This is a genomic window from Bacteroidota bacterium, assembly GCA_018266835.1.
Lineage (GTDB): Bacteria > Bacteroidota > Ignavibacteria > Tepidaquicellales > Tepidaquicellaceae > JAFDZO01.
Genome location: JAFDZP010000001.1, coordinates 147,638 through 163,430 on the forward strand (window position 1 = coordinate 147,638; position 15,793 = coordinate 163,430).

Sequence of the window (15,793 nt, forward strand, 5' to 3'; positions counted from 1 at the left end):
GGCAGGATGCCGTTTTTTATTAGATATAAATTTTTCCTATGAAAAAAACAGATTTCAACTCTTTACTTTCATACGATTTAGATTCCCGCCTTAACAGAATAAACACAGATAAGCTTGAGCAGCACATATTAGATTTGTTTTACAAAACAGCGTTGACTGTTCCTGCATATAAAAAATTCTTAGCAGAAAATAATGTTGGTGTTTCTTCAATACAAACTTTAGAAGATTTTCAGAAGATTCCGTTTGTAACAAAAGAAAATTACATAAAGAAATATCCAATAGCTGAAACCTGCAGATACGGAGATATGGCAAATCTCGATTTTATTTCTGTATCATCGGGTTCAACAGGTGTGCCGACTTTCTGGATGAGAGATGCAGAAGATGAAATAAACATTTCTGAAAGGTTCGAACAGGTATTAACTGAGTGTTTTGTCCCACAGGCAAAATCAAATCTTTGCGTTATCTGTTTTCCTTTAGGAACCTGGGTTGGAGGATTATTTACAACTAATTGCGTAAGATTTTTATCAATGAAGGGATATAGAGTAACGATTATAGCTCCAGGAAATAATAAGGATGAAATTTTAAGAGTTGTGAGTGAACTAGGAAAGAAATTTGAACGGGTTATTTTATTCGGCTACCCGCCGTTTTTGAAAGATGTAGTAGATACGGGAATTTCAAAAGGTATGGACTGGAAGCAATTTGATAATAAATTAGTGATGGCTGGTGAAGTGATTTCCGAAGAATGGCGTACATTGATGAGCGAAAGGTTAGGAATTAAAGATGAACTTACTTCGTTTTCATCGTTATATGGAACGGCTGATGCCGGCGTGCTTGCAAATGAAACTCCGCTTACCATAAAAATAAGAAAGTTCTTTTCAAAACATCCGGAACTGACAAAACGTGTCTTTGGTCAGTCACGTTTGTCAAGCTTATGTCAGTATGACCCGTATAGCAGATATTTTGAGCAGCATGAGAACACTCTGCTTTTTACGGGAGATAACGGAATTCCTCTGATAAGATACCATATAAATGATGACGGTGGAATTTATTCTTTTGATGAAATGATTTCAATTTTAAATGAGAACGGCTTCGATGTTTTAGCTGAAATGGAAAAAGATTATCCGGATTTGAAAATCCGAAATATGCCGTTTGTGTACGTTTTTGGCAGAAGTATGTTCACTTTATCGTATTTTGGAGCTAATATTTATCCCGAAAATATCTCAATAGGGCTGCAGTCAAACGAAGTAAAAGACATAGTCACAGGCAAGTATGTGATGCAGATTTTGGAAGATGAAGATAAAAATATGAGGTTCAGAATTACTGTAGAACTGGTTCAGGAACTTGAACCGGATGAGGAAAAAAGGGAGTTAATCGGAAGGTCTATCTTGGCATCGATATTGCATATAAACAGTGAGTACAAAAACTATGTGCCGGCGGAATACCAGGTGCCGTTCATAGTTTTAAAAAAAGCAGGGGATAAAGAGTACTTCCCGGTTGGAGTAAAACACAGATATGTACGATAAATTATGAACTTTAAAACTACATAATACGTATATAATTATAACGGGTAATATAATTGATTTAAGGGTTTTATATTACTATTTTTCAAACAAGGTTCAATGCTTATTTTAGATTTTTATCTGAAACAGGCAGTGAGCGAAAACTTAATTTAAGGAGAAATACAATGGAAGACAACAAAATGGCTAAAGGTTTAATGGTAGGTTTCTTGGCCGGAAGCGCAATCGGAGCAGCAATTGCTCTGCTATATGCACCAAAAAGCGGTAAAGAATTAAGAGCTGACATTAAAATCAAAAAAGATGAATTAATCGACGATGCTTCGGAATACTGGGAAGTAACCAGAACCAAAGCAAATGATTATATGAATGAAGCTAAAGTAAAAGCACAGGATGTTATTTCACAAGCAAAGCAAAGAGCAAGCTCATTGATTGACGATGCAAATCAGATTCTCAACGATGCAAAACAAAAGGCAACTACAACTTTGGAATCAACAAAGGAAAAAATTTCCAATGAAACACAGCATCTTAAAGATGCAGTCAAAGCCGGAGTTGACGCTTACAAAGACGAAAAAACAAAACAACAGCAAGCTTAAAATCATTTCATAATTAATCCGCCTGTTTATACGGGCGGATTAAATATTTCACTTCACAATGGCAGATACATTCATAATAATATCAGTAATTCTTCAGATTTTAACCATAGGTGTTTTAATAGGATTTGTTGCAGTCCTTATAAAGCTTATAAAAGCGCTGGCAGATAAAATTGAAAATCTTTCAGATGACGTACTTGATTTAAAGAAAAAATCTGAACCATTAATAGAAAACACTGCAAAGTTTTTGAACACTGCGAACAGAATAGCTGACTCAGTGGACAAAAACATGGATACTATTACTAACACACTTGATACGGTTAAAGATACTCTTACAGCAACTGCAGATACAGTAAAAGTAACTGTTACTCATATTACTGATTTAGTCGAAGACGTGCGCGAAAAAGTTGCTCCCCCTGTACTTGAAACTGTGGCATCATACAACGGGATTGTAAAAGGTATTAAAGTATTTTTTGATGCTATAAAACACAGGACCGGCAGCAAAAGCAGCAGCAAAGAAACTCATGACGATGAATACAATATTGATTACGATGAAAGTTATCTGAAGAAACAAAGAAAAACATACAACCAGTCAACTTCCGAATACTCTGAGCTTGATAACATCAATGCTGAACTTAACGAGCTAAGAAGAAAAATTCAAATGGAAGATTAATATTTCCCGGAATTATGAAAAGACTCTTTTCATCTGTTCCTGTAGAAATAATTATCTTCGCCATCCAATATTCAATTTTTCAAATTATAGCCGGTTTAAATTATCCTATTTTCAGGGATGAATTTTATTATTTAGATTGTGCAAAGCACTTATCATTCGGTTATGTTGACCATCCCGCCTTTTCAGTCCTGATACTTAAAATATGGATTACAATTTTTGGTGATTCACAATTATCGATACGAATAATTCCTGCACTGCTTGGAGCTTCACTGTTTGTTATTTCTGCTTTAATTAATAAAGAAGTGGGAGGTAATAAATATTCTTTGTATTTAAGCTGCATTTGTATTCTGTATATTCCGACCAATCTTGCGAACTGCGGATATTACTCTATGAACTCATGGGAAATAGTCATATGGACATTATTGTTTTATATATTAATCAGGTTAATAAACTCAAATGATAAGAAACTTTGGATTTACTTCGGAATTATTGCAGGGATAGGTTTTAATAATAAAATCGGAATTCTGATTCTTCTTGCTTCAATTTTAATTTCATTACTTTTTACAAAAGAAAGAGAATATTTAAAATCAAAATACTTCTGGATTGGAGCAGTAATAATATTTTTATCATTAATACCTTATGCACTTTGGAATTACTTCAATGATTTTGCTACTCAGCAGTTTATCTCAAACGCAGCCAAGTACAAGAATGCAGATTTCTCTTTAGCTGCCTTTATAAAATCACAAATCACAGATTACGGTCCGATAAATTTTATAATATGGCTTACCGCGCTCGTTTCACTTTTATTCTTATCAATGAAAAAATACAGAGTGATTGCATTCATCTTTCTTATTTGCTTTATAATGTTTTCTTTGAATAAAGCGAAGCCTTATTATCTTGAGGGACTTTATCCTGTTCTTATAACAATCGGTTCTGTAGTTACAATCAAATTATTTGAAAGAAAGAATCTTCATAAATTTAAAATTATTTTACCCGTAATAATATTTTTTCTTGGATTGATAATAATTCCTTTAGTAACTCCCGTATTAAGTCCCGATAATTTTATAGCATATCAGAATAAGCTTGGAGTAAAACCGGGCGAATCTGAAAAACATGAGCAGGGGATTTTACCTCAATTCTTTGCAGACAGATTCGGATGGACTGAGATGACTGCAAAAGTTACTGCAGCTTATAATTCTCTTCCCGAAAGTGAAAGAAAATTTACAGGTATTTACGCACAGAACTACGGTGAAGCCGGAGCTATTAATTACTACGGGAGAAAATATAATCTCCCTGAAGTTTTATGCGGGCATAATAATCATTATTTATGGGGAGCAGAACGAAATGATTCTATAAACACTTTGATAATTATCGGCGGAGAATTAGAAGACCACCTAAGTATATTTGAGGAAGTTTCTAAGGTTGATTCGACATCAAATAAATACTCAATGCCGTATGAAAATAACTTACCGATTTATATAGCAAGAAAACCGAAGGTAAGACTAAAAGATATTTGGAAAGATACTAAGCATTATATTTAAGAAATAACTCCTTTCATTATTCCCTTATCCAAAGCCCAAGCAAAAATAAGGCTGCAACAGCCGCCAGAATACCGGCAATTATCATGTAACCAATAAAAGGTTGATGCTTCTTTTCAAATCTTTCCTGGTATTTAATTCCGTTATCCTGAATATCTGCGAGAAACTCTTTCGCTTTTTCAAAGTCTTCTTCCTTTACAAGAAGCTCAAACTGAGTGTACTCAAGCCCTGCAAGGTTTTCTCCTTTCGGAATAAAAGGAATTTGGTTTTTTTCCAAAATAGATTTTGCAATTACAAACGTGCCTGAGTTTTTAGAATTGAAGGCGCTTACCATATAAAAAAATTAAATTCTTATAACTATCTTTCCCACCTGTTCACCGCTATCCATTCTTAAAAAAGCATCAGCTCCGTTTTCTATTGAATATTCACTATCAATTATCGGAACAATTTTATTTTTCTCTATAAAATTAAGCATGTCGGAAAAATCTTTATCTGAACCCATAGTAGTTCCGAAGATCTTTAACTGCTTCCAGAATACTTTTCTTATTTCAAAATTTTTTACTGCTAATAATGTTGCTCCGTAAGAAACAATTGTTCCGCCCTCTGTACAGATATCCAGACATTTGGCCAGTGTATCACCGCCTGCTCCGTCAATTACAACATTTATCTTAGGGTGTATTTCCTTGAATCTTTTTTCCCAGCCGTCATCGTGATAATTTATTCCGCCGATTGCCCCATGCTTTATAGCGAATTCTATTTTTTCATTCGAGCCCGATGTTACAAATACATTTGCTCCCGCTGCTACTGAATATTGTAATGCGAATGCTGCAACTCCGCCTCCAATTCCTGTAATAAGAACATTATCACCTTTGGAAATATTTCCCTTTACAAAACATGCTCTGTATGCTGTTAGCCCTGCAAGAGGTATAGCTGATGCTTCTTTTAAATCTAAATGCTGCGGTTTTTTATATATATTTTTCCCCGGAACACAGACATATTCTGCTAAAGTGCCGTTATCGGGAAGGCCGAGTATTCTGAAGTTTTTATTTTGGAAGTCCTGATTGTCGCCCCAATCAATAGTAGGATTAATAATTACTTCGCCGCCTTCTTTAACATTTCCTCCCATACCCTTTGCAACAACTCCGGCTCCATCGGAGCCAAGAACAACGGGAGTTTTGATTCCCGCATACATACCTTTTGTAATCCACAAGTCCCGGTGATTTAGAGAAGCATAATTTAATTTTATTATTACTTCATTTTCTTTCGGAACAGGTGCATAAATTTCTTTTACTACTAAATTATTTTTTAATTCTTTTATATCGCCAATTTTTTCAAGAACGAGTGCTTTCATTTCACATCCAGTGTGATTGAAATAGGGCAGTGATCACTTCCATAAACTTCGGAATGAATCTGCGCATCTGTTACATGTTTTACCAAATCATCGCTAACCATAAAATAATCTATTCTCCAGCCTACATTTCTGTCACGGGCTTTTGTAAACTGATCCCAGTAAGTATATTGCTCGGGCTCCTGATTGAATGTTCTGAAAATATCAGTGTATCCCAGACCTATTACTCTGTCAATCCATTCGCGTTCGATAGGCATAAATCCGGATGTCTTTACATTTTCCTTAGGGCGCGCCAAATCAATTTCTTTATGTGCGGTATTGAAATCGCCTGTGACTATAACTCCTTTTCGTTCCTTGTAATTTTTTTGCAGATAGAAAAAAAGCGCATCATAAAAATCTAATTTATATTTTACTCTTTCCGGTCCTCTGCCGCCGTTCGGGAAATAAACATTTGCCAGCACAAATTTTTTGTATTCGGTAAGAATTACTCTGCCTTCAGTATCAAAAACTGAGTGGGAAAAGCCGAGTTTTACATCTATTGGTTCCTGCAGGCAATAAGTTGCTACGCTTGAGTAGCCTTTTTTTTCTGCTGAGAACCAGTAAGACTTATACTTTCCGATATTTTTTATTTCGTCTGCAAGCTGGTCGGGCTGTGCTTTGGTTTCCTGCAGGCAGATAATATCACCCTTGCATTTTCCAAACCAATCCATGAAGCCTTTGTTCTGGATAGCTCTGATTCCGTTCACATTCCAGGAATATATTTTCATATTTTTCTGATTTTGATAAAAAGTATTATTAACAATTTTTGTTTGATTTAACTCAGTTCAGAAATACTTTTTGTTCACAAAAATAATCATATAAATCAGTTCATTCAACTGTCTTTGGTGTTATTTTGAAAAATTAATTCAGGTGTTTGTGCGTAACTATGTGATAGAAAATGCAATTATATTTACGGATAAATTTTTGTATTTTATAAAGTATTCTATATTCATCAAACTACAGTAAAGTAATCCTAAAAATTTGATAGAAAGCAAATTTCTTTCCGTATCTGATCTGACATTAATGATTAAAGGTGTTCTGGAAAATAAATTTCTTGAAATCATTTTCACGGGCGAAATTTCCAATTTTAAAAGGCATTTCAGCTCAGGACATCTTTACTTTACTTTAAAGGACGATAAATCTCAGATTCCTGCAAAGATGTGGAAGACAAATGCAATGAGACTGCCTTTCGAGCCTAAGGATGGAATGAAGGTTTTGATTAACGGAAGTCTTGATGTATATGTTCCGCATGGAAGCTATTCTGTGACGGTAAGAGAGATGGAGCACTTTGGTCTTGGTGAACTCTTAGTAAAACTTGAGCGATTAAAATTAAAACTTTCAGCAGAAGGGTTATTTGATGCGGAAAGGAAAAAACCTTTACCAGAGTTTCCACGTAGAATAGGTATTATCACTTCTGAAACAGGAGCGGTTATACAGGATTTTAAAAAAGTCGCTGCTAAACGTTATCCTATCGTTGAGATTTTGCTTTTTCATGCAAATGTTCAGGGACAGGGTTCAGTTGATAGCATTTGCAAAGCAGTTACACAAGCTAACAGGGAAGAGTATGACCTAGATGTAATAGTTATTGCAAGAGGCGGAGGTTCCATAGAAGATTTATGGACGTTCAACGAAGAATCCTGTGTAAGGGCAATAGCGGATTCAAGACTTCCTGTAGTTTCTGCAATAGGACATGAGACTGATACTACGCTTGCAGATTATGCAGCAGACTTAAGAGCTCCGACACCTTCAGCAGCTGCAGAATTAATTTTACCGGACAGAAAAGATTTGCTTGAGAGATTATCACAAGCAGAAGGCATGATAAAAACGAATGTTCTCGGAAGAATGCAGAGTATAAGGGCAGTTGTAGAGAGCTTTTCAAAGAGTTATATTTTTAATAGAACAAAAGATTTAATTAACGATTATAAAATACGGTTGGACGATTTAAGCTCAGAACTTCTTGAGAATGTAAATATGAAATTTTTAAACCATAAAAACGTTATAGATAACTACGAAAAAATCCTGAACAGCGTATCACCAGAAAGCACTCTTAAGCGTGGTTTTGCCATTATTGAAAAAGATGATAAGGTGATTTCACGAAGCAAGAAATTATCTCAAGGAGATAATGTAGTAATTAAATTTTATGACGATACAAAGAAAGCAGTAATAAATTAATCCCATGGCGAAAACTAAAGAAGATAACACATCATTTGAATATTCATTCAAGAAACTTCAGGGTATAATGGAAGCTTTAGAAGACGGTTCAGAGGAAACTTCGCTGGACGAGCTTATAAAGCACTACCAGGAAGGTCTGCAGTTAATTAAAACATGCAGAGATAAACTGAATGAAGCAGAGTTAAAAATAGAAAAAATTAATTCAGAAAGTAAGTAAGATTGTAAGAAGTAATAGTAAGCAAAAAACTAAAACTAAAAATAACGTGGAAGAATTCGATATTGAAACGACGAAATTTTTAAAGCACATAAATTATCCTAAGGATTTAAAAAATCTGAATCTCATGGATTTAAGAGTTTTGTGTGATGAATTGCGTGAATATTTAATGGATACGATTTCTAAAATCGGGGGACACTTAGGGGCATCACTTGGAGTGGTAGAACTCACACTGGCGCTTCATTATGTTTTCAATACACCGGATGATAAGCTCCTGTGGGATGTAGGCCATCAGGGATACATTCATAAAATATTAACCGGACGCAGGGAAGCATTAAAATCTATAAGGCAAAAGGACGGTATCAGCGGATTTCTAAAAAGAAGCGAAAGTGAATATGATGTTTTCGGAGCAGGACATGCTACGACATCCATTTCAGCAGCGCTCGGAATAGCAACTGCAAGAGATTTTCAGAAGAAGAATTATAAGGTTTGCGCAATAATCGGTGACGGTTCAATGACGGGCGGCATGGCATACGAAGCAATGAATAACATCGGTCTTCTTAAAAAAGATATAATAGTTGTATTGAACGATAATAAAATGTCTATTGCTCCTAACGTATGGTCAATACAGAATTATTTTAATGACATAGTAATAAACGAATCGTATAATAAATTCAGAAGTAAGGTCTGGGATATGACAGGCAAGCTTGATAAGAGGACATCAGACAGATTAAGAAGGGTCGCTGCGAAAGTTGAAGGCGGATTGAAAAGCGTTATCACACCGGGAATGTTGTTTGAGTCACTTGGCTTCAGATATTTCGGACCTATAAACGGCCATAACGTTGTAAATCTTGTGAAGACATTGGAAGAAGTTAAAAAAATGTCCGGACCGATTTTACTTCACGTTATAACTGAAAAAGGCAAAGGACCATCTTATTCAAGCGCACACTTCCAAAAGCTGCATGCTTTAACTCCATTTGATAAAGCAACGGGAAAAGAACATAAGAAGGCAACAGTTCCGTCTTACACAAGTATATTTGGTAACGCATTAGTTGAGCTTGCAAAGAAAGATGAAAAAATTATCGGAGTGAACGCAGCAATGCCCGATGGTACAGGTTTGAGCAAATTACAGGAAACAATTCCTGAAAGATATTTTGACGTTGGTATTGCCGAGCAGCATGGAGTTACTTTCTGTGCAGGACTTGCTACCGAAGGATTTACACCTGTAGCTGCAATATATTCTACATTTTTGCAAAGAGCTTTCGACCAGATTATTCACGATGTAGCTATTCAAAAATTGCCGGTTGTTTTTGTAATGGATAGAGGCGGACTTGTGGGTGCAGACGGACCAACACATCATGGAGCATTCGATTTAACTTATATGAGATTGATTCCCGGAATGGTACTAATGGCACCTAAAGATGAAAACGAATTACGCAACATGTTGTACACAGCTACACTCTATAAAAAAGGACCAATTGCTTTAAGATACCCGAGAGGAAATGCACTAGGAGTTGAAGTAGGTGAGTTCACACAGTTAGAAATCGGTAAAGGTGAAATTGTAAAAGACGGAAAAGATATTGCAATACTTGCAATCGGTAATATGGTTGACCATTCATTAAAAGCAGCAAAGCTTCTTGAAGAATACAGCATTAATGCTGAAGTTGTAAACATGAGATTTGTAAAACCGCTCGACAGAGAATTATTGTATGACGTGTTTACAAGATTTAAAAAAGTAATTACAATAGAAGATAATACCATCATAGGCGGATTCGGAAGCGCAATATCAGAATTCATGGCACAGAATAATTTCAAGAATGATATTTTAATACATGGTATTCCTGACAGGTTTATCGAGCATGGAAAACCTGAAGAGCTCTATGAAGAATTGAAAATGGATGCTAAAGGAATTGCAGAAGTTACAAGAGAGTTTTACATAAAGAACCAGGAATTAAAATTTGTTTAATTAATATTGCCATAAAATTTTATTAAGGACTTGATAAAAAAAATAATCCCATATTGTTTTATTCTTATACTTGTAGTTTCATTTTCTTCATGTAAAGATAACAGTGTTGATACAACAACACCTTCTTATGATTTGAAATTTGAAAGGGACGGATTGCTGGATAGCATTGTCGGCGATTGCAGTACAGTGCTTACACGGGTAATTCCGCTGGATTCAATAGACTTTCGAGGAGTATCAAAATTGAAAATGCAATATAACGCACACACTGATGCAGATATTTCTTTTCTGAGATTTTTTTACATTAATGCTGATACAGCAGTAAATTTTGTTTCACTTGAAGGAACTGACGCAATTTCCAATATGAATTCAGTTGAAGTTGATGTTCCACAAACAAAACAATATTTCTATTTAAGAATGGCGCTTCGCTCGTCAGTTTGTACAGGAGATATTTTCCATATAAAATTAAGAGATCTGAAAATATATACAAGATGATTGAATTAAATAACCTGATAATAAATAATCCGCAGGAAACTGCCGTTCGGAATTTCAACAAAGAATCGAACGACAAAAAAGTTTACATTGAAACATTCGGATGCCAGATGAATTTTTCAGATACTGAAATAGTTTTATCAGTACTAAGTAAGTCCGGCTATAATGAGACTTCAGATATAGATGACTCAGATGTAATACTTATCAATACATGCGCAATCCGCGATAACGCAGAGCAGAGAGTTTATAAAAGATTGGATGACTTAAAGAAATATAAGAAGAGTAATCCGAATATGATTATCGGAATTCTCGGTTGTATGGCTGAAAGACTTCGAACAGATTTGCTTGATAAAAAGAAAATGGTTGATTTAATTGTCGGTCCCGATGAATACAGAAAAGTCCCGCATCTAATAGACAGTGCAATGGAATCAGGTGAGAAAGGAAGCGCAGTAAAACTTTCTAAAACCGAAACTTACGATGATATTGTACCAATAAGAAAAGAAGGTATCAGCGCATGGCTTACTATTATAAGAGGGTGCGATAAGTTCTGCACATTCTGCGTCGTTCCGTTTACAAGAGGAAGAGAGCGAAGCAGAAATTATAAAAATATTGTAGATGAAGCGAAGATGTTATTTGACAGCGGAGTGAGAGATGTAACTTTGCTCGGACAAAATGTAAATTCATATGATTATGAAGGAATGGATTTTCCCGATTTGTTGAAAACAGTTGCGAAGGCAGTTCCTGATATGAGAATACGTTACTCTACTTCTCATCCATACGATTGCGATACAAAACTTCTTGAAACAATGGCTGAGTTTGATAACATTTGCAACTATCTTCATTTGCCTGTACAATCGGGTTCTGATAGAATATTAAAAATGATGAACAGATTATATTCTGTTGACCATTACATGAAAGTTATGCAGAAGGCAAAAGACTTGATGCCGGGTATCGGTCTATCGACGGATATTATTTCATGCTTTCCTTCAGAAACTGAAGAAGACCATAAAATGACCATAGATTTAATTAAGGAAGTAAGATACGACGGCGCTTACACTTTTATTTATTCTCCTAGAGAAAATACAAAAGCATATAGACTGCCTGACAGATTAAGTGATGAAGTAAAAAAACAAAGAATGGATGAACTTATATTTGTGCAAAGAGAGATTTCTACTGAGATACACAGGTCACTGATAGGAAAAGAAATGGAAGTGCTTATAGAAAGCTATAGCAAGAAATCAAATGAGCAATTTATGGGAAGGACGGATTGCAATAAATCTGTTATTCTTCCTAAAGATGTAACATTTGTAAATGAAAGCGGCGACTTGATAAAAATGAAGGAATTGAAAATAGGCGATAAAGTAAAAGTCAAAATTGTCAAAGCTAACTCAGCTACATTATTCAGTGAACACATAGTAAATTGACAGCACTAGCAAAACTATTAGGTTTTATAGTAAGGTTGTTCCCTTTAAGTTTAGTCCAAAGAGCAGGTGTAATCTTTGGACTTTTTCTTTTTTATATAATTCCCGTCCGCAAAAAAGTAGCGCTGTATAATTTAAATCTGGCGTTCCCTGAAAAAGATAATGTTTGGTACAAATCCGTTCTTAAAGATTGCTACATAAATCTCGGCATAAATATATTTGAACTCTTTTATCTCCCGAAAATAAATAAAAAAATGAGTGATGAACTTATTAAAGTTAATAATGCCGAGATATTTGAAGAGGGAATGAATAAAGGAAAAGGAATTATTCTTATGAGCGCGCATTTTTCCAACTGGGAAATGTTTGCATATGCCTTTCCGTATTTTGGTTTACAGAATTTAAATATAGTTGCAAAGACTCAGGCAAGTGAAGGACTTAACAAATATATAATGGAACTGCGGCAATCATCAGGCAATTCGATAATAAATTTAGGCCTTGGAATAAAAGAAGCTTTCACAAAAATAAAAGAAGGCGAGATAGTAAGTTTTCTTATTGATCAGTCAGCGCATAGCCAGTATGCAGAATATATAAAGCTGTTTGGTATCAGTGTTCCAGCTTTTCCGGGAGCGGTGAAGATAGCTTTAAGGACAGGCTGCGAGTTAGTTTTTGCTTATGGAATCAGGAAAAATTTCAAGTATGAAATCTTTGTAGAAAAAATAAATACCACTGCTTACGATAGCAAAAAAGATGAAGATGTAAATGCGCTTGTGCAGTTAGTTAATAAAAAACTTGAAGAAGTTATAAGGAAATATCCCGGGCAATGGCTGTGGTTTCATAAGAGATTCAAAGATGCAAGGTTTGATTAATTTAATTTTATGAGTAAAAGAGTATTAATAATACAGACAGCATTTCTTGGTGATGTAATTCTTACACTGCCAATGGTTCAGGTTTTAAAAAAACAAAACCCTGACTGGTCAATTGATTTTCTCTGCATTCCTGCTACTTCAATTCTATTTAAACATAATCCTTTAATAAATAAATTAATTGTTTACGATAAACGAGGCAGTGATTCATTTTCAAGAATTAAACAAGAGGTAAAAAGTAATTACGATATTGTTATTTCTCCTCACCGTTCTGCTCGTTCAAGTTTAATTTCGTATTTTAGCAAGGCTAAGAAAAGAATTACATTTGATAAATCTTCTTTAAGTTTTTTATATTCTGATAAAGTAAAATATTTAACAGGAATTCATGAAATACAAAGAAATCTTTCTTTGCTTAAACCGCTAGGGATTACAGAGGAAAGTATAGTTAAGCCTGAGTTGTATTTAAGCCATGACGAAGAAAACAGAGTTGATAAATTATTGAACGACGAAAATATAAATAGTGGAGTTGATTTAATTGCTTTAGCTCCCGGTACAGTCTGGTACACAAAAAAATATCCTGTGGAAAATTTTGCTAAAGTTTTAAATCTTTTAAAAAATACTAATTCAAAAGTATTTTTAATTGGAGGAGAAGCTGATAAGGAACTTGGAGATTATCTTGTTACTAATTCTAATAACGAAAATATTATTAACACGATAGGGAAGTTAAATGTTCTGGAATCAGCTGAATTAATACGAAGATGCAGAGTGCTGCTAACAAATGATTCCGCACCTTTGCACCTTGCAAATTCAGTAGGTACAAAGGTTGTCTCATTGTTTGGAGCAACAATTCCTCAGTTTGGGTTTTTTCCGTATGGAAAAGATGATATAATATTGGAAACGGAAGGATTGAAATGCAGACCGTGTTCGATTCACGGAGGAGACAAATGTCCAATCGGCACGTTTATCTGTATGTACAATATTAAAGAGCAGACTGTTTACGAATTACTTATTCCTAAAACTTAAGCAAGATATTCAGCAAGCTTTTCATTTATCTGGATTACACTCATCGCTTCTTCTTTTTTATTCATCTCATCTAAAATTTCTTTCAATATTTTTTTCGCTTCTTCTTTTTTAGAATCTTTCAAAAATCCGTCAAACACTGATTCGCCATCCATTGCGCGGTTTATCTCAGCTTCCTTATTGTGCTCATTAAGCTCAGTATATATTATTAATTTAAACTTCTTGTTGAAATCTTTCTGTCTGTAAATTTCAAACATCGACTTTGCTGAAACTGCTGCCATTATTATTTCCTTAAAATTCTTTTAACGTACTTTCCGAGAAGATCGAATTCGATATTCACAATATCTTTTTCTCTCAGAAATTTAAAATTGGTGTGGTTAAATGTATGGGGTATTATTGAAATTCTTATAGTAGTATTTTTATTTCCTTCTTTTACAATTTCTGCTATAGTTAAGCTCACTCCGTTTATTGCTATAGAGCCTTTATAAATTACATTGTCCGAAAATTTGTTTGAGAATTTTATAAAAAACTCCCAGCTGTCTTCGTTCTCAATGACTTTATCTACTAAACCGATTGTATCCACATGTCCCGAAACAATATGACCGTCAAGCTTTGAATTCATAGTCATGCTTTTTTCAAGATTTATATACGAACCTGTTTCTAATTTTCCTAAATTAGTTTTGCTCAAAGATTCTGCAATTGTTGTAAACTCAAAGTTATCTTTCGAGTAACTTTCCACTGTCATGCACGCGCCGTTAACGGAAATACTATCACCGGTTTTTACACCTTGCAAAAAAATATCATGTACTTCAACTCTGAATTTTTTTGAATCTCCTTTATTATCTGAAGAAAGTATTCTGCCTGTATCCTGTATTATTCCTGTAAACATTATTTTTTATAATAGAGTAAAATATCGTTATCTAAATTTTTTTGATACTCAAATTTTAAGTCCTTTGCCTTGTCTAAATTTTTGATTCTGAAACCATTGAAAGCCTGCAATCCGCTGCCTAGAATTTTAGGCGCTATAAAAAAATAAGCGTCATCGAACAAATCTTCCTCTAAAAATTGAGAAAATATATGAGCGCCTCCTTCAACTAAAACACTATTAATTTTCTGCTCATAGAGATTCTTTAATATCTTCTTAACGGTGATTTTATTTTTGATGTGAATAACATTTCTCGATTTATCTTTTTCATTTGATACAATGAACGTTTTAGAATGATTTTCATCAGAGAAAAGTTTTAAATCCTTTGGAAGTTTCAGATTGCTATCAATGACAATTCTATAAGGATGCCTGCCTTCGATTTCTCTTACAGTTAAATCAGGGTCATCGCACTTTGCCGTATTTTTACCTATGAGAACTGCATCGTACTCGCTTCGTAACTGATGAACAATTTTTCTCGAAGCCTTATTTGTTATGTACTTTGATTTATTGTTATGCAGTGCTATAACTCCGTCAATGCTCTGCGCAATTTTCAACGTTACATACGGTCTGTTTTCAGTGACGTATTTTATGAAAAATTTATTCAGCTCTTTGCATTCATCCTCTAAAATTCCGATTGTTACTTTTATTCCTGTATCTTTTAATTTTTTTATACCGAGTCCGTTAACTTCTTTGTATGGATCCTGCATTCCTATATAAACTTCAGAAATTTTTTCTTTGATAATTAAATCAGCGCAAGGCGGGCGTTTTCCCGTGTGTGAACACGGTTCAAGATTTACATAGAGCTTTGCGCCCTCTACTGAAAAACCTTTCTTCTTCGCATCTTCAATTGCATTGGCTTCAGCATGCGGTTCACCGTATTTTTTATGCCATCCTTCACCGATAATTGCATCATCTTTTATTATTATACATCCGACTAAAGGATTTGGCGAAACATATCCGGCGCCCCGTTTTGCAAGAGCAATACATCCGAGCATTATTTTTTCATCAACTGTCATTA

17 protein-coding genes are annotated in these 15,793 nt (G+C 34.6%); 11 read left to right on the forward strand and 6 right to left on the reverse strand.

Features of this window, described 5'->3' with window-relative positions; translation table 11 throughout:
* Positions 1-38: 38 nt before the first annotated feature.
* From JST55_00685 to JST55_00700, 4 genes are all read left to right on the forward strand, one after another.
* Positions 39-1,523 carry a phenylacetate--CoA ligase family protein gene (locus JST55_00685; protein ID MBS1491990.1) on the forward strand — a complete coding sequence of 495 codons (1,485 nt, stop codon included), beginning with the start codon at positions 39-41 and terminating at the stop codon, positions 1,521-1,523.
* A 161-nt stretch (positions 1,524-1,684) separates the two neighbouring features.
* The gene (locus JST55_00690; GenBank protein ID MBS1491991.1) at positions 1,685-2,110 is read left to right on the forward strand and encodes a YtxH domain-containing protein; all 426 of its coding nucleotides are present in this window, start codon (positions 1,685-1,687) and stop codon (positions 2,108-2,110) included.
* Positions 2,111-2,168: 58 nt separating this feature from the next.
* Positions 2,169-2,780, forward strand: coding sequence for a DUF948 domain-containing protein (locus tag JST55_00695; protein ID MBS1491992.1), 612 nt, complete (start codon positions 2,169-2,171; stop codon positions 2,778-2,780).
* Positions 2,781-2,794: 14 nt separating this feature from the next.
* Positions 2,795-4,321: a glycosyltransferase family 39 protein gene (locus tag JST55_00700; protein MBS1491993.1), complete on the forward strand. Its 1,527-nt coding sequence runs from the start codon at positions 2,795-2,797 to the stop codon at positions 4,319-4,321.
* A 16-nt stretch (positions 4,322-4,337) separates the two neighbouring features.
* Here the strand turns inward: JST55_00700 and JST55_00705 are convergent, their stop codons facing one another.
* The 3 genes from JST55_00705 to xth are packed head-to-tail and all read right to left on the reverse strand — an operon-like array spanning position 4,338 to position 6,433.
* Positions 4,338-4,652, reverse strand: a complete 315-nt coding sequence (locus tag JST55_00705) for a DUF2007 domain-containing protein (GenBank protein ID MBS1491994.1) — start codon at positions 4,650-4,652, stop codon at positions 4,338-4,340.
* 9 nt (positions 4,653-4,661) lie between these two features.
* Positions 4,662-5,669: a zinc-binding dehydrogenase gene (locus tag JST55_00710; GenBank protein ID MBS1491995.1), complete on the reverse strand. Its 1,008-nt coding sequence runs from the start codon at positions 5,667-5,669 to the stop codon at positions 4,662-4,664.
* Positions 5,666-6,433, reverse strand: a complete 768-nt coding sequence (gene xth / locus JST55_00715; GenBank protein ID MBS1491996.1) for an exodeoxyribonuclease III — start codon at positions 6,431-6,433, stop codon at positions 5,666-5,668. Before xth ends, JST55_00710 begins: the two co-directional genes overlap by 4 nt.
* A gap of 253 nt (positions 6,434-6,686) precedes the next feature.
* Here xth and xseA point away from each other — a divergent pair, with 253 nt between their 5' ends.
* Genes xseA through JST55_00750 form a run of 7 tightly spaced genes read left to right on the forward strand, consistent with a single transcriptional unit; the run spans position 6,687 to position 13,853 of the window.
* Positions 6,687-7,877: an exodeoxyribonuclease VII large subunit gene (xseA, locus tag JST55_00720; protein ID MBS1491997.1), complete on the forward strand. Its 1,191-nt coding sequence runs from the start codon at positions 6,687-6,689 to the stop codon at positions 7,875-7,877.
* Between the two features lie 4 nt (positions 7,878-7,881).
* Complete coding sequence (gene xseB, locus JST55_00725) at positions 7,882-8,094, forward strand: exodeoxyribonuclease VII small subunit (protein ID MBS1491998.1); 213 nt, start codon at positions 7,882-7,884, stop codon at positions 8,092-8,094.
* A gap of 46 nt (positions 8,095-8,140) precedes the next feature.
* Positions 8,141-10,057: a 1-deoxy-D-xylulose-5-phosphate synthase gene (locus JST55_00730; GenBank protein ID MBS1491999.1), complete on the forward strand. Its 1,917-nt coding sequence runs from the start codon at positions 8,141-8,143 to the stop codon at positions 10,055-10,057.
* A gap of 30 nt (positions 10,058-10,087) precedes the next feature.
* Positions 10,088-10,549 (forward strand): hypothetical protein, encoded by a 462-nt coding sequence (locus JST55_00735; GenBank protein MBS1492000.1) that lies wholly within the window; start codon positions 10,088-10,090, stop codon positions 10,547-10,549.
* Positions 10,546-11,970 carry a tRNA (N6-isopentenyl adenosine(37)-C2)-methylthiotransferase MiaB gene (gene miaB, locus JST55_00740; protein MBS1492001.1) on the forward strand — a complete coding sequence of 475 codons (1,425 nt, stop codon included), beginning with the start codon at positions 10,546-10,548 and terminating at the stop codon, positions 11,968-11,970. Before JST55_00735 ends, miaB begins: the two co-directional genes overlap by 4 nt.
* Positions 11,967-12,833 (forward strand): hypothetical protein, encoded by an 867-nt coding sequence (locus JST55_00745; GenBank protein ID MBS1492002.1) that lies wholly within the window; start codon positions 11,967-11,969, stop codon positions 12,831-12,833. The genes miaB and JST55_00745 overlap by 4 nt, the downstream gene beginning before the upstream one ends.
* 9 nt (positions 12,834-12,842) lie before the next feature.
* Positions 12,843-13,853 (forward strand): glycosyltransferase family 9 protein, encoded by a 1,011-nt coding sequence (locus tag JST55_00750; GenBank protein ID MBS1492003.1) that lies wholly within the window; start codon positions 12,843-12,845, stop codon positions 13,851-13,853.
* Here the strand turns inward: JST55_00750 and JST55_00755 are convergent.
* Genes JST55_00755 through ribD form a run of 3 tightly spaced genes read right to left on the reverse strand, consistent with a single transcriptional unit; the run spans position 13,850 to position 15,791 of the window.
* Positions 13,850-14,131, reverse strand: a complete 282-nt coding sequence (locus tag JST55_00755; GenBank protein ID MBS1492004.1) for a hypothetical protein — start codon at positions 14,129-14,131, stop codon at positions 13,850-13,852. The genes JST55_00750 and JST55_00755 overlap by 4 nt on opposite strands.
* Positions 14,132-14,133: 2 nt before the next feature.
* On the reverse strand, positions 14,134-14,739 hold the full coding sequence (locus JST55_00760) for a riboflavin synthase (GenBank protein ID MBS1492005.1): 606 nt from the start codon (positions 14,737-14,739) through the stop codon (positions 14,134-14,136).
* Positions 14,739-15,791 (reverse strand): bifunctional diaminohydroxyphosphoribosylaminopyrimidine deaminase/5-amino-6-(5-phosphoribosylamino)uracil reductase RibD, encoded by a 1,053-nt coding sequence (gene ribD / locus JST55_00765; GenBank protein MBS1492006.1) that lies wholly within the window; start codon positions 15,789-15,791, stop codon positions 14,739-14,741. Before ribD ends, JST55_00760 begins: the two co-directional genes overlap by 1 nt.
* Positions 15,792-15,793: the final 2 nt, after the last annotated feature.

Coding starts and splice junctions, on each gene's coding strand:
- JST55_00755 (MBS1492004.1), bottom strand. CDS start 14,131: ATGGCAGCAGTTTCAGCAAAGTCGATGTTTGAAATTTACAGACAGAAA.
- JST55_00750 (MBS1492003.1), top strand. CDS start 12,843: ATGAGTAAAAGAGTATTAATAATACAGACAGCATTTCTTGGTGATGTA.
- JST55_00760 (MBS1492005.1), bottom strand. CDS start 14,739: ATGTTTACAGGAATAATACAGGATACAGGCAGAATACTTTCTTCAGAT.
- ribD (MBS1492006.1), bottom strand. CDS start 15,791: ATGACAGTTGATGAAAAAATAATGCTCGGATGTATTGCTCTTGCAAAA.
- xth (MBS1491996.1), bottom strand. CDS start 6,433: ATGAAAATATATTCCTGGAATGTGAACGGAATCAGAGCTATCCAGAAC.
- JST55_00710 (MBS1491995.1), bottom strand. CDS start 5,669: ATGAAAGCACTCGTTCTTGAAAAAATTGGCGATATAAAAGAATTAAAA.
- JST55_00700 (MBS1491993.1), top strand. CDS start 2,795: ATGAAAAGACTCTTTTCATCTGTTCCTGTAGAAATAATTATCTTCGCC.
- JST55_00695 (MBS1491992.1), top strand. CDS start 2,169: ATGGCAGATACATTCATAATAATATCAGTAATTCTTCAGATTTTAACC.
- JST55_00685 (MBS1491990.1), top strand. CDS start 39: ATGAAAAAAACAGATTTCAACTCTTTACTTTCATACGATTTAGATTCC.
- JST55_00690 (MBS1491991.1), top strand. CDS start 1,685: ATGGAAGACAACAAAATGGCTAAAGGTTTAATGGTAGGTTTCTTGGCC.
- JST55_00705 (MBS1491994.1), bottom strand. CDS start 4,652: ATGGTAAGCGCCTTCAATTCTAAAAACTCAGGCACGTTTGTAATTGCA.
- miaB (MBS1492001.1), top strand. CDS start 10,546: ATGATTGAATTAAATAACCTGATAATAAATAATCCGCAGGAAACTGCC.
- xseB (MBS1491998.1), top strand. CDS start 7,882: ATGGCGAAAACTAAAGAAGATAACACATCATTTGAATATTCATTCAAG.